Source organism: Phycisphaerae bacterium (assembly GCA_035275405.1).
GTDB lineage: Bacteria > Planctomycetota > Phycisphaerae > UBA1845 > UTPLA1 > DATEMU01.
This window is the reverse complement of record DATEMU010000015.1, coordinates 578,020-591,665: the sequence shown is the minus strand read 5'-3', so window position 1 is coordinate 591,665 and position 13,646 is coordinate 578,020. Positions and strand designations below refer to the sequence as shown.

Annotated in this window: 9 protein-coding genes; 3 read left to right on the top strand and 6 right to left on the bottom strand. The window is 62.0% G+C overall.

From position 1 onward, the window contains the following. Positions 1-65 precede the first annotated feature (65 nt). The 3 genes from VJZ71_20195 to VJZ71_20185 all read right to left on the bottom strand — a co-directional run bounded on the left by VJZ71_20195 (position 66) and on the right by VJZ71_20185 (position 1,658). Positions 66-263, bottom strand: coding sequence for a hypothetical protein (locus VJZ71_20195; GenBank protein ID HKQ50406.1), 198 nt, complete (start codon positions 261-263; stop codon positions 66-68). Positions 264-381: 118 nt separating this feature from the next. Continuing rightward, positions 382-1,218 (bottom strand): PD-(D/E)XK nuclease family protein, encoded by an 837-nt coding sequence (locus VJZ71_20190; protein HKQ50405.1) that lies wholly within the window; start codon positions 1,216-1,218, stop codon positions 382-384. Next, positions 1,215-1,658 carry a hypothetical protein gene (locus VJZ71_20185; protein ID HKQ50404.1) on the bottom strand — a complete coding sequence of 148 codons (444 nt, stop codon included), beginning with the start codon at positions 1,656-1,658 and terminating at the stop codon, positions 1,215-1,217. Before VJZ71_20185 ends, VJZ71_20190 begins: the two co-directional genes overlap by 4 nt. 232 nt (positions 1,659-1,890) lie before the next feature. Between VJZ71_20185 and VJZ71_20180 the strand changes: the two genes are divergently transcribed. Next, positions 1,891-2,076 (top strand): hypothetical protein, encoded by a 186-nt coding sequence (locus VJZ71_20180; GenBank protein HKQ50403.1) that lies wholly within the window; start codon positions 1,891-1,893, stop codon positions 2,074-2,076. 256 nt (positions 2,077-2,332) lie between these two features. Here VJZ71_20180 and VJZ71_20175 read toward each other — a convergent pair whose 3' ends face one another. After that, entirely contained in the window at positions 2,333-2,746 is a 414-nt protein-coding gene (locus VJZ71_20175; protein ID HKQ50402.1) for a hypothetical protein, read from the bottom strand. 153 nt (positions 2,747-2,899) lie between these two features. Here VJZ71_20175 and VJZ71_20170 point away from each other — a divergent pair, with 153 nt between their 5' ends. After that, positions 2,900-3,043 carry a hypothetical protein gene (locus VJZ71_20170; GenBank protein HKQ50401.1) on the top strand — a complete coding sequence of 48 codons (144 nt, stop codon included), beginning with the start codon at positions 2,900-2,902 and terminating at the stop codon, positions 3,041-3,043. 359 nt (positions 3,044-3,402) lie between these two features. Further along, positions 3,403-10,107 carry a DUF6531 domain-containing protein gene (locus tag VJZ71_20165; protein HKQ50400.1) on the top strand — a complete coding sequence of 2,235 codons (6,705 nt, stop codon included), beginning with the start codon at positions 3,403-3,405 and terminating at the stop codon, positions 10,105-10,107. Between the two features lie 275 nt (positions 10,108-10,382). On the opposite strand, the gene VJZ71_20160 is transcribed toward VJZ71_20165, so the two are convergent. Beyond that, positions 10,383-10,802, bottom strand: coding sequence for an integrase core domain-containing protein (locus VJZ71_20160; protein ID HKQ50399.1), 420 nt, complete (start codon positions 10,800-10,802; stop codon positions 10,383-10,385). Between the two features lie 155 nt (positions 10,803-10,957). Further along, the gene (locus tag VJZ71_20155; protein ID HKQ50398.1) at positions 10,958-13,606 is read right to left on the bottom strand and encodes a thrombospondin type 3 repeat-containing protein; all 2,649 of its coding nucleotides are present in this window, start codon (positions 13,604-13,606) and stop codon (positions 10,958-10,960) included. Positions 13,607-13,646 lie beyond the last annotated feature (40 nt).

Sequence of the window (13,646 nt, the reverse complement as noted above, 5' to 3'; positions counted from 1 at the left end):
TTTGAAGATTTCGTTTGCGCCTCGCGCACGTGCGCGAAGCAATGTCGTTCAAGACGGGATCAAAATCATGCAGGGAGCAAAACGGCCGGCGCGGACCACGTGGAAGGCACGGGATCGCCGTGCACGCGCAGCGAACGGTTGATCGCCGCAAGGTTCGGCACACCGCGCCGCGGTCGGTAGCGTCGCTGCCTTGGCGTGAGCCGACTGCAGAAAAGCAGATGGCGCTCGTAGCTCGGAATGGACTTCAGGGGGATGAACATCATGATCGGGTACTCCTTTGAAAAAGTGTGGACAGGGAATCCCCGCTGCGCCGGCACGATTCGCCGGCGCGATGAAGGGGACTTTTCTCTAGCTGTCAGAACACGAACGAACAGACTTGGATCAGTCGCACCACTCGCGACAGGCCCGCTGGAACGGGCAGGATGAGCAGTTCAGCGCCGAGGGATTGGGATAGACATGGCCGGCCTGCATGGCCGCCCACACCCGCTCGATGATCCGCCTGAGCCGCACCAGCGACGCCGCATCGGCCTCGACCGGCAGGACCTCCACCTGCGGCGACTTCGTCTTGGTCAGGACCACGAACTCCAGCCGCACGGGACGATCGCCAAACGCCTGAGCCATGGGCAGCGCCAGATCGCCGTACAGCACGAGCTGCACGGCCGCCTCGGCCAGCTTGGCGGCCGTCCAGCGGCTGCGGGCGGTCTTGAAGTCGCGGATGACCAGGGCGTCGTCGGTAAGGATGATCAGATCGACCCGTGCCAGCAGGTCGGGCACGCCCGGAAGGTACTCCGTGCGGATCTCCTCCTCGATGCCCAGGACGGTCCCGCCGGGATCGCAGCTGCTGCTTTCCAGGAAGGCGCTGACCATCCGGCCCGCCAGGTCGTTCAGCGATCCGGCGGAGTCGTCCTTCCCGAAGTGGATTGGCGCATTGGCGTTCTTGCGCCAGGCCTCCTCGAAGACCGTCATCAGCCGATCACGATCCGGCACCGGTTCACCGGCCAACTCCGCCTGGTAGTAGGCCTCGATGGCCGAATGGATCGCCCCGCCGAGGACCAGGCTGGCGCCGACCTGCTCGTGGGGAAGCTGAGCCACGTACTGGAAGTACCAGCGGAGCGGGCAGGTCTGGTAGGTGGTCACCTGCGACAGGCTCAGGTAGTTCCGGCCGGTCATCCCATGGGCGATCAGGTTGGCGGGGTTGTCCAGGACGGCCAGCCTCATGGCCCCCTCCCGGCCGGCGCGCCGGTGGATCGCGCCTTGAGGGCATCGATGAGGGCGCTGGCGTCCGGCAGCGCGAGCTGATCGAGGGCCATGCCGAAGCGCGACTGACACTCGCCCTCGACATCGAGCTGCAGCCGCTCGCCGATCGAGCGAATGGCCTTGAGCTGCGCGGCCGTGGCGGGACGGGTGGGTGACTTGTTGGTGGCACGCGTCGCGCCGTTGCCGTTGGGGGGACTCCGTGAAGAGTTACGACCGACCTGCAGCTCTTCATCCACGGCCTGGCGGGCCAGGACGAAGAGCCGGCGGATGCGGTCATGGAGGGCGTCGGGATCCTGGATGAGGTGGCCTTCCACCTCCAGTTCCAGGTTGACCGAAGCCCCGCGGGAGCCGTAGTCCGGCTCGCCGACCTTGCGGGACAGACCGGCATTGAGTTTGAGCATAAGGAATTCTCCTTGGTATACATGAAGTGTTGAGGGTTAATCCGATAACGAGGGACGTGATGGAAACGGGGCGGCCCTTTTTCGGAACCTTACGGTGACGATGCCGTCGTCCGCGACGACGACACCGTCGCCAGCGGTGTCGCGGTGGTGGCATTGGTCGCCGGCGAACAGGCAATGGGGTGTGGTCGTCCGGCGGCGGCAGGCGCGGCCGCTGGGCTTCTTCCAGGTAGGCGTGTATGACGGTGGGCGTCATCCCGGCACGGACCAGCCAGCGGATCTGCTCATCGTGGCCGATGAGCGAACGCTCGGCGCGGACGAGCAGCCAGATCCCGCCGGCGAGCGGCAGCAGGATCGACAGCAGGAACAGCACGAAGGGCCAGCCGCTGGGCGCCCGTGCCGCCGCAACCTCCTCGTGTAGGGCGTCGAGGGACTGATTGAGCAGCGCGAGCTGTTCGGTCGTAACGTCGGAGCGCGGAGGGCCGGTCGAAAAGCAGGGGCCGAGCATGCAGAGGGAAAAGAGGAGCAAGACCGCCAGGGCGGCAATCGGGCGGGAACTCGATCGATACGTGTGGCACCTCCTTAGAAAAGTGAACTAACGGTTGAAATGCCGCGGTTAGGTAGAAACGCGGTGACGTTATGGGGGAAAGAGTGAGAGCACGCCCCGGCCGCCACGCTCAGGAGATGAGCGATTGGGTTGCAGCGTCGGACGATTCGGCGGGATGATCGCTGTCTGTGGGCCGTGCCATGCGGATGATCGCCGCCAGGACGCGCCGGCGGCGGATTTCGACCGCCAGCCAGATCAGCGCGGCGAGTAACGCGAGGGAGACTCCGATCGTCAGGCCGCGAAGTGTCGATACCTGGACCGACAAACTTGCGACGTCAGCCTGATACCGCAGCCGATCGATGTCGCGGAGCCGGGCGATGTGCTTCACGTCGGCCTGGGAGGCGATGGATTGCTGCACGGCCTGATCCGCCCGCTTCCAGGCCGCTTCGACGGCCTGCTGGGAGGGGGGATCGGTATCCTCATCGCAGCCGCTCCCAAACAAACAAGATAAGACCAAAGGCGCGCAGAACACCCCAAGGCGCATGTGGACCTCCTTCGACGCGAGTGCTGGGTTAGGAATCGGGCGCGGGCGACGCGCCCGCACCCTAGCAGTGAAGGGATATCAAGATCCCTTCATAAGTAAATAACGCGGGACCGACGTGTAATTAAGTGCGGTAGGACGCCCCACGCACGATTGTTGGCCGAGTGCCAGACCAGCGAATATCGCGTCCCCCCCGAGGGCCGGGGCCGCACGGTCGAGGAGTGGAAACTCCGCGTGGATGGTAGCGACAACCACTGGCTGGACGGCGTCGTGGGCTGCGCCGTCGCCGCCTCCATCTAGGGCGTCGAGCTAGCGGAGATGAAGTTCAACCAACCCGATCGTTTGCAAAAACGGCGCGAGCGCTATTGGAGGTGGAATTGTCTCGGCTGCTTAATGATTGCCGAAAACTCACGGGGATCAGAGAGATTTGGCATTCGGCGGAGGATTAATGCCGCGGGTTAGCGCCTCCGAATTCGAGGGATCGGCACCGACATGCCCCCATCCTTGACATCTCCTGCACCATTCGGTACGCTTACACCCTGATTAGTTCTTCCCGGGCCCGGTTCGGACGCGATCGCAGCATTTCCGAGCGTTTTGCGCACGCGGCCATGAGATAGATCGATACTCCCTTCTCCGTCCTTTCTCGAAAGGAGCCGATCATGCGCTCTCTCCGACCCCCCTCGGTCATCGCCCTTTCGCTCGCCAGTTTCACCCTGCTGAGTGTCCAACCTTCTGCCCGGAGCCAATGTCCCTGTCCATGCCCCGCTGACACGACAGGCAACATCCTGCGTGACGGCATTGACGTTGACGACTTCGTTCGCTGTTTGCTGAGCGGGCCGACGATCGGCCCCGGATGCAGCTGTGCCGACATGGACCTGAACTCGTTGGTCGACCTGGCGGACACGCCGCTCTTCGCCAACACGCTGCTCGCGCCCGGCCCCTGCAGCGTCGCGCAGGGGTCCTACGAGCCAGGTCCGCTGGACATGCCCCCGGCCAGCCCCTGCAGCGAGGGCGAATCCTGCAGCGGCATGCCCGATACGCGGGTTGCCGCTCAGGCCTACTTTTTTTCCGGTGAAGTGTACCAATCAGCTACTGATCTGCGCATCCGCGGGCGCGGGCTGGACTTTATCTGGGCCCGCAAATACCGCTCCCGAAACGGACCGGTTTCCGCGATGGGCCATGGCTGGGACTATTCCTACAACAGCTACCTTGAAGCGGCCGGCGCCGATCGCATCCTGCATGATGGCAACACTCGCGCAGACCTGTATCTACTTCAGCCCAACGGCAAATGGGGGCGCGATGAGTTTTTCCGCGAGCTGCAACTCAACGGCGACACGACCTATACGCTGATCTTCGCCGATACCGGCAAGTGGAACTTCCGCTCGCTCGCCAATCCCATCGCCCCCGGCCGAATCTCAACCATCGTAGATCGCAATAACAACACGATGGCCTTCATTTACGATGGGCTCGGACGCTTGATCTCCATCGCCGATACCCTTGGTCGTGTCGTCACCGTCGCCTACGACGCCAACAGCCGCATCAGCACGGTCACCGACTTCACCGGCCGACAGGTGATCTATACCTACGATGCCAACGGCGACCTGCGGACCGTCCGCAGCCCGGTCGTCACCGGGACGCCCCACGGTAACGACTACCCGGCCGGCAAATCGACGTCGTACACCTATTCTTCCGGCTTCGCCGACAGCCGCCTGAACCACAATCTGCTCACCATCACCGACCCCAAGGGTCAGACTTATTTACAGAATGTGTACGCTTCCACCCTGGATCCGGCCGACCTGAACTTCGATCGCCTGGTCCGCCAGACCTGGGGCCAGCCGGGGGATGTCATTGACATGACGTACGTCGCCCAGAGCGCGTGCGGCGGCAACAACTTCGCGGCGCTCAAGACCGTCGTGAATGACCGCGTCGGAAACGTCCGGGAGTATTCCTACGACGCCCTCAATCGCCTGGTCATGGCCCGCGAGTACACGGGGCGGGCCGATCCCGACCAGCCGACGACGGAATCCACCAACCGACCGACCAGCAAGCTCCGGCCGACGGACCCCGACTACTTCGAAACTCGCTGGACCTACAACGCCGATTCGCAAACGACGCTAATCGCCTATCCCAACCTCAACACGACCGCGAAGACCTACGAACTCGATCTCAATCCCCTTGCTGCACGGCGCGAACGAGGCAACCTCCGGTCGGTCACGCGCAACCCGGGCCCCTTGGGCGGAGACCAGGCGAGTATCACCGAGAGCTACACGTACGAGACCGGCTTCGGCGGATGCGGCTGCGGGACCAACTTCGTCAAGACCCACACCGACGGTCGCGGCAACGTCACGATGCACACCTACGACGCGGCCGGCAATCGCCTGCACACCGACCACCGCCCCGGCGGCGGCGTCGAGGATTGGACCTACAACGTGCCCTTCGGTCAGGTCATCAGCCATACGCTGCCGGCCAACGGGAGCGCCCATCGGCGCGTCGACACCTACTCGTACTACGCCGCCGGCCCGCAAATGGGCTATTTGCAAACCGAAGTGATCGACAGCGGCGGATTCAATCTGACGAACCAGTACGAATACGACGCCGTGGGCAACGTCATACGCATAGTCCACCCAAACAGCGCCGATTCGCTTTATACCTACAACGCGTTGGACCAGGTGGTTCGGACGCTCTCTCGTGAGGTCCTGCCGGTGATCCGCTACGAGACGCTCACCTGGTACAACGCTAACGACAACGTGGTCCGGACGGACGTCGAAAACCGCGATGAAAACGGTGTCCTCCAGCCCAACACGCACTTCTCCACGATCACGGAGTACGAAATCCTCAATCATATTGTCCGGACCTGCCAGGAGCGGGGCACGGCGGCCCTGAGCAACTTCGACCTATCTTGCCCGAGCTTTCCACCGGGCGAGGCGGTTACCACCGAATACGAATACGACGCCAATCGCAACCAAATTCGGGAGCGCAGGCCGATGTCCTTCAGCGGCTTGCAGCCGACCAACACCGTGGATACCGAGTATGACGAGCGTGACCTGCACTTCAAGGTCATTCGGTCCAACACAGACCCGGCCCAATCGACAGACCAGACCGACTACGACGGCAACGGCAACGTCGCGGCGCGGCGCCGGGGACTCGAGGATATCGGAAACGAACGCGTCACGATGTACGCCTATGACGGCTACAACCGCGGAGTCAGCTCCACCGATCCGATGGGCAATGTGACGACCTACCACTACGACGCCAACGACAACATGACATCACAACGAACCGACGGGGAACTGCTCGATGTACCGGGCAATTCGGGATCCGTTCGGCTTTCCGAAACGTCGTATCAATACGATGCCATGGACCGCCGTACGCGACAAGACATCGCCCACTTCGACACCTTGCCGCCGCAACCGGCGATCGGGGACGGTTTGTCGACGACGCTGTCGTCTTACGCGAATAATTCGCAGACCACGAGCGTGACCACCGATTTGCCGGGGCATGTCACGAACTACACCTACGACACGGCCAACCGGCTCCTGACGACGACCGACGCGAAGCTGAATACTTCGACCCACTCGTACGACGCTGATTCAAACGTGATTTCCATGGTCGAGACCGACAAGTCCGATCTGGGCAACCCGAACGAGACGTTCACCACCACCTACGCATACGACCTGCTGGATCGGCTCACCAGCACGACTGACAACGTCGGAAACACACACCAATACGTCTATAACTCGCGGAACAATCGCGTCCGCACAATCGATGCCCGCGGGAACCACACCCGCTACGAGTACGACGGCTTGAACCGCCCCGGCCAGACAGCGCGCGACATGAACGGCAACCTCCTCTTTACCGACCCTGTCGACATCGTCAGCACGCAGACGTGGGACGACTCCTCGCGCCTGACCGGCCAAACCGACGACAACGGCAATCCGACGATGTACATTTACGACGCGCTGAACCGGCGCACGGGCGCCGATCACGCCGACTGCACGTCAGACTTCACGTACTTTGACGTGCACGACAACGCCGTATCCACGACGGACGCGAATGGAAGTGTCGTCAGTAATAACTACGATTTGAACAACCGCCTGACCACTCGCAGCATCTCGCCGGGCACCGGTGTGTCCGGTCAGACAACCTTGGAGATCTACGCGTATGACGGGCTGGGACGCATGAGCCGTGCGGAAGACGATGACTCGCTGGTGATCCGCGCCTACGACTCGCTCGGCAACATCCTGAGTGAAACGCAGCAGCGGTTAAACCCCGACGGTCCGGCCCTGACCTTGGCCGGTGTATACGATGGGGAGGGCAACCTCACCCGCCAGACCTATCCCGGCGGGCGGGTCATTGTGCGAACCTACGACCTACTGGATCGGCCGCTCTTGATCCGTAACGACCCGCTCGGGCCCGGTGCGATCATCGCCACCTATGCCTACATCGGGCCCTATCGCGTCGAGCGGCGCGACTATCCCAACGGGTCGCCAGCCGAAAGAGTTCGCGCGACCTACGCCTACGACGGCGACCGCCGAATCCTCTCCACGACTCACACGCGGAACCCCACTGGTAGCCCTGTGGTCATTGACCAGCGGACGTATACCTGGGACCCCAACGACAACAAGCTCTCGATGGAGGTCAACTCCGCGCCCATCCCGACGGATATCCACAACTACGCCTATGACGCATCAAATCGCCTGATTCAGTGGGATCACGTAACCCCGACGCCGCCGGGGCCGGTGGACTATGTCCTGGACGGTGTGGGCAACCGCGTCAGCGTCTCCGGCGGGCCCAATCCCGGGCCGTACACCATGGACCCAACCCTCTGCGAAGCGGGCGACTTCGAGATGAACCAGTACACCACCACGCCGTTCAACGCGTCGCGCCTGTATGACCAGAACGGCAGCCTGAGCAACATCAACAGCGGCGCCGAGACCTTCGCCTATGACTATCGCAACCAGCTCGTGAATTTCCTTGCCGCGAGCGTCAGCGCGGAGTATCGCTATGACTGTCTGGGCCGCCGAATTGAGAAGGCGGTCGCGTTCGACGCCCCTCCGTTGCGCGGGCCCGGCGGGCCTCCGGTCATCGATGGGACGCTGGATAGCGCGTATGGCAATCCCGTCGCAATTCAGAACACCCAGACCCAGTTCGGCGACAGCAACACCGGCCAGGTCGATTTTGCCAACGGCTCGGAGCTCGACGGCGTGTCAGCCGTGGTCCAGGGCGGCGTGCTGTATCTGATGCTGAGCTGCAACCTCGAGTCCAACTTCAACAAACTGGAAGTTTTCATCGACTCGGGGTCCGGCGGGCAGAACCGGCTCCGCGGGGACAACTCCGGCGTGGATTTCGGCGGCCTCAACCGCATGGGCGACGACGGCGGCGGCAACGGGCTGACCTTTGACGCCGGCTTCGCGGCCGACTTCTGGCTAGGCATGACCGGCGGCGATGGCGGTGGTGGTATCTACGCCCTGTTCGCCAACTACGCCGAATTGCTCACCGCCGGCGGCGGGCCGGGATACTATCTCGGCGCCGGCACGGCGGTGTCCGACGGGACATTGGATGCCAGCGGCTCCAATCCCTTTGGCATCCGAGTCACCATCCACAACGGCAACACCTCAGGGGTCACCGGCGGGACCGGTGCCGATTCCGGGGCGGGCGTGAGCACCGGCGTGGAATGGGCCATTCCGCTGGCAGCAATCGGCGCTCCGACGGGCGAAATCAAGCTATGCGTCTTCGTCAACGCCGTGGGACACGACTTCGTCTCCAATCAGATGCTGGGCGGCATCGGTGGCGGCGACAACCTGGGCGAACCGCGCAGCGTCAACTTCAACTCCATCTCTGGAAATCAGTGCTTTTCTGTGATTGTGCCTCCCAGCGCCGCCGCCGCGGTGACATCGTACGCCTACAGTGCCCGCAGGCTGATCGAGGCGAGGGATGCGACGCGCGTCGCCGTAACGACCGTTGTGTCGAGCAACGATGGGAACAGCCAACCGGCGGATCCCTATGCGGACTTGCCTGACTTATTAGCGCTGTTCTCCACTCTGCCACTGGCGGAGGTAATTGATACGCCAGCGCAAATTGGGACCACCGATACGAATGGTCTTTGGTGGCGCGGGTTCCTCGAAGAAGAACTTCAGATGGAGCAAGGTGGACAGAAGAGCTTCTTCCACGCCGACAATCAGAACAGCGTTGCCAAGTTGACCGACCAGACCGGTAACGTCTTATCGGGCTGGGAGTACGAAGATTACGGCAAGCCGATCGCCCAGCTCTCCACGGCGAACACCCAACCGCCGGACCAGCAGCAGGCCTACCGTTCGGACCTGAGCAACCAAGAGCCCGGTCCGCAGGCCATCGCCGACGACTTCACGCTGGCCCAGCCAGAGACCATCACCGGCCTGCGCTGGTGGGGAGCGTACGATCCCGGCATTCAAGCCCATACCAACGACTTCCACATCACGATCTTCGACGACAATTCTGGCGCTCCCGGCAATCCCATCTTTCAGGAAACCGCCGGGAACAACGTCGCCGCCGCGGGCACCGGGCAGGTGGTCGGCGGAGAGGATGAACGCATCTATGAATATGCCCTGAGCCAGCCCTTCCCGGCTCAGGCCGGTGTTACCTACTGGCTCTCCATCGAGAACACCCTAGCCCAGCCGGGCATCACGCCCTGGAAATGGGAAAGCGGCGGCAACGGAAACAACCAGTCGTTCTGGAGCTCAGATCAGTTCGGCCCCTGGAACCAGCAGCCCGCCGACCTGGCCTTCGCCCTGCTCGTGCCGCAGCCCGACATCGACAACCCATTCCTGTTCCACGGCCACTTCTTCGACCGCGAAACAGGCCTCTACTGGTGCGGCGGCCGCTACTTGGCTACCGGCTCGGGCAGGTACATCCAGCGCGCTCAGGCTGGAACATGGGTGAATGGCTCAAGCCTCGGCAATCCGTACTCGTTCGACGGGAACAACCCGAGTAGCCCTCCCAGTGCTGGCCTATCTGTCAGGTGGCTTCCAGGTGAGTTTGATTCTTCAGTTGGCCCCGTCACAGCGAGGGCGAGCGTGGCTACTATGCCTCGCCGAGACAGGTGGGAGTGCGAAGGAGAATGTTCCGCCAACGGGTATAGTACGACAAGGCTGGAGGGCCGTTGCTGGCACGCGAATTGGGCAGGCAAAGGAATGGATACGACTTGTGCGAACGCTAGGGCTAATGCGATAAAGCGGGCCGATGAAAAATGTGCGCCGGGGTGTGTTTGCTTCACATTGCGTGACAACGATCGCGTGAAGCGGGGTAGTTGTGTCGAACGGGAAATTGGTGGACTTCTATTCTGTGAATGTACGTGCAGAGTGAGGGTCTATGGAGAATGCATGTAAACTGCTGGACGCCGTTCTGTGGGATCCGCTATGCGCACGTTTCTGCTGCGGGCGCTCTCTCCCAGGTGCGTAAAAGCGCGCGGGTCCACCAGCGAGGGCCCAGAATGTTGATGGCCCTCTTCCTTGATCGTTGAGGATCCTTTTCGAAGATTCAATTTAGGGCGATGCGAGTGATGGCGCTGATGCGGAATGGCGAGATTCCCGTCGGCGCGGACCGACATCGTAATTTATTCACGTCGAGCGATCTCTCATAGCGGTTTCGACCAATAGAATCTTCAGGCCGCACGGTAATAGTGTCTCAGCAGCCCGCCCAGGAATCGCTGACAGCGAACCGGCTCGTCGAGGGGTAACGCCCTAGCCAAGGCGCCCACTTCAGGTGGTCCGGTTGCTGCCTGCACGACCGTGAGATTGCCCAGGCCTTGGTGCGGGCGATGGACATTGTGATAACGGGCGTAGTGCTGGCTGATGTGGTCGAGATGACCAAGGCTGAAGCACAGAAAGTGATTCAGGCACTCCCGCTTGACCGCTCCGATCCAAGCTTCGGCAAAAGCGTTGGCGTCCGGCGCCAATAGCGGCGTCCGCAGGCGGCGAATCCCGGCGTTCTTGAACAGCTGATCAAACGCAGCAGAGAACTTCGTATCCCGGTCACGAAGTAGGAACCTCGCCTCGATCTGGTGATCATCCAGCCACATCATCACGTTTCGGGCCTGCTGCTCGACCCACGGTCCATGCGGGTTATACGTGGCCGGCGATAGGAAAACTTTCCGTGTACCAAGATGGATGAAGACCAGGCAGTGGGCCAGCCGGACTCCCAGGGGCGTGACCGGCCCACCTGCATAAGATCGCACAGCTACTGACTCAGCATTTCATCAACGATGCACTGCAGGTCGGCACCGTCCACGCTGCAATCGCCGTTGCAGTCTCGCAGCGGTCGGCCGGTGCAGTCCGCCGGGAGCCCCGGGGCGTTGTTGGGGCAGGCATCGCTCACGTTGGGCACCCCATCGCCGTCCGTATCGCCGTCACAGGCATCTCCTATGCCGTCGTTGTCGCCGTCGAGCTGAGTCGGGTTCGCGATGGTCGGGCAGTTGTCGACCGGGCAGGTATTGGCGGGGAAGCCGGAGTTGCCGAATCCATCACCGTCGGTGTCGGTGCAGGTGTCGCAGGCATCCCCGATGCCGTCGCCGTCCGTATCCGCCTGCGTGGGATCGGCAACGAACGGGCAATTGTCACACACATCGCCGACGCCGTCGCCGTCGCCGTCCTCCTGTTCCGGGTTGAAATCAAACGGACAGTTGTCATACACGTCGAGCAGTCCATCACCGTCGCTATCGATGAACACGAAGAGGTACGCCGCGCCGGAACTTGACGCGCTATTGTCAAACTGATTGCCGTTTATGCCTGTGGCGTTGCTGGCTTCACCAATTGCTCCGATCACCACCGTGTCGCCACTCGCGGCCACTGAGAAGCCGAAATTGTCTCCCTCTGTGTTCGACGCTTTGACGTAGGCCTGTTGGCGCCAGGAGGTGCTGCTGCGGGTGAACACGTAAGCAGCGCCTGCATTTGGAATACTATTGTCTGTCTGGTCACCATTCACGCCCATTGCGTTGCTCCCCTCTGCAAAGGCCCCAACCACCGCTACGTCGCCCGATACGGCGACCGAGTAGCCAAACAGGTCGGCGGACTCGGTGTTCGACGCCTTGAGGTAAGCCTGCTGGCCCCACACGCCCCCAGTGCGGAAGAAGACGTACGCCGCGCCAGCGCCGCCGGCGTTGTTGTCGGCATCGTTACCGTTCACACCGGTGGCGTTGCTATCCTCCTGATATGCACCGATCACGACTGTGTCGCCACTCGCGGCCACTGAAAAACCAAAGAAGTCGCTGCCATCGGTGTTCGACGCCTTGAGGTAGGCTTGCTGGCTCCAGGTTGAGCCGCTGCGTACGAAGACATAGGCCGCTCCTGACGAAGCTGCACTGTTGTCGGCTTGGTTGCCATCCACGCCGGTTGCACTGCTGTCTTCGGCATACGCTCCGACCACGACCATGTCGCCGCTCACGGTTACCGATTGGCCGAACAGGTCGTTCGCGCCGGTGTTCGAGGCCTTGACATAAGCCTGCTGGCTCCACGTCGTTCCGCTGCGGACGAAAACGTATGCCGCGCCGGAATCAACGGCGAGGCTGCTGAATTGATTACCATTTATGCCCGTAGCGTCGCTGTCCTCCCGGTAGGCCCCGACAACCACTGTGTCGCCCGAGATTGCCACCGAGTATCCAAACTGGTCTCCCGGCCCGGTGTTCGAAGCCTTCATGTATGCCTGCTGGCTCCACGTGGTTCCGCCGCGGACGAAAACGTATGCCGCGCCAGAGTCGGCGGAATTGTTGTTGTTCGCGCCGTTCACGCCGGTGGCGTTGCTATCTTCCATGGATGCCCCGACTACCACAGTGTCGCCCGAGATGGCCACAGAGTAGCCAAACTGATCGTTCGCGCCCGTGTTCGACGCTTTGAGGTAGGCCTGCTGACTCCAGATGGCGCCGCTGCGGACAAAGACATACGCCGCACCGGCGCTGCCCGCGTTGTTGTTGGCCTGATTGCCGTCCACTCCGATCGCGTTGCTGTCCTCGCTATTCGCTCCGATCACCACCGTGTCTCCGGAGATGGCCACCGACCAGCCAAAGGTGTCAAACGCTTCGGTGTTCGAAGCCTTGAGGTAGGCTACCTGCTGGGCAAAGGGATCGATTGTCAGCGGGTAGCGAGCATATCTATCATCGACGATCAGTCGAAGCCCGTCAGCAATCGTCTCGAACCGAGCTGGAACCGGCGCGCCTTCCGCATCGAAGACACTGAGATTGCTGTAACTCACCACGGCCACGCCGCGGGAATCATTGAACATCACATCGCGTCCTTGACTGCTCACCTGCGGCAACAACATGCCGCGGACCGCCAACTCCAAATGCAAGTAGCCCGAGCTGCCCTCAGGCCGATCATGCACGGTGTAACCGTGTTCGAGCCCGTGTCGATCGTTTACATACCATTCGGTCAGCGCCTCGCCCCATTGATAGTTGACGCGATTTCCTGCGGCTTCGGCGCACGTTGGCACTTTCACGGCGCGTTCCACGCCCTCGCGTCCAAAGCTCGCCAGCTCCAACCCCCAAGTCCATGCGCCCGCATCAGGCGTGGTGGTGAAGCCACGGCCGTCAAAGAGCGTTTGCCAATGCTGACCTGGATTGCGAGCCTGATATCCATTTTCAACCGCGAACGCGGTATGGCGATTGGCTTCGTACGCCGCGAGGATGCTCGACCAGTCCGAAGTTGATAGTCCGTCGGGTCCGTCGTTGGCGGTCGCAGAAACCGGCGCGATTTGCGTTTTTTGTTCACCGGAAGCCGGTGGGGCTGCAAGCCACGACGCGGCCACAAAGGCCACGACAGCCAATGCAACAGTGCGAGGAAGAGCATCGAAGTGTTCCACAAATCCTGTCAAGCAAGTCTTGCTTGTCCAATTCATTTTTCGGTCTCCTTGAATCACGATTCGAGGGCTTCCGCTC

Bases quoted from the DNA above. Each gene is read 5' to 3' on its own strand.
- VJZ71_20155 (HKQ50398.1), bottom strand. From the start codon at position 13,606: ATGAATTGGACAAGCAAGACTTGCTTGACAGGATTTGTGGAACACTTC.
- VJZ71_20165 (HKQ50400.1), top strand. From the start codon at position 3,403: ATGCGCTCTCTCCGACCCCCCTCGGTCATCGCCCTTTCGCTCGCCAGT.
- VJZ71_20160 (HKQ50399.1), bottom strand. From the start codon at position 10,802: ATGATGTGGCTGGATGATCACCAGATCGAGGCGAGGTTCCTACTTCGT.
- VJZ71_20185 (HKQ50404.1), bottom strand. From the start codon at position 1,658: ATGCTCAAACTCAATGCCGGTCTGTCCCGCAAGGTCGGCGAGCCGGAC.
- VJZ71_20190 (HKQ50405.1), bottom strand. From the start codon at position 1,218: ATGAGGCTGGCCGTCCTGGACAACCCCGCCAACCTGATCGCCCATGGG.
- VJZ71_20175 (HKQ50402.1), bottom strand. From the start codon at position 2,746: ATGCGCCTTGGGGTGTTCTGCGCGCCTTTGGTCTTATCTTGTTTGTTT.
- VJZ71_20195 (HKQ50406.1), bottom strand. From the start codon at position 263: ATGATGTTCATCCCCCTGAAGTCCATTCCGAGCTACGAGCGCCATCTG.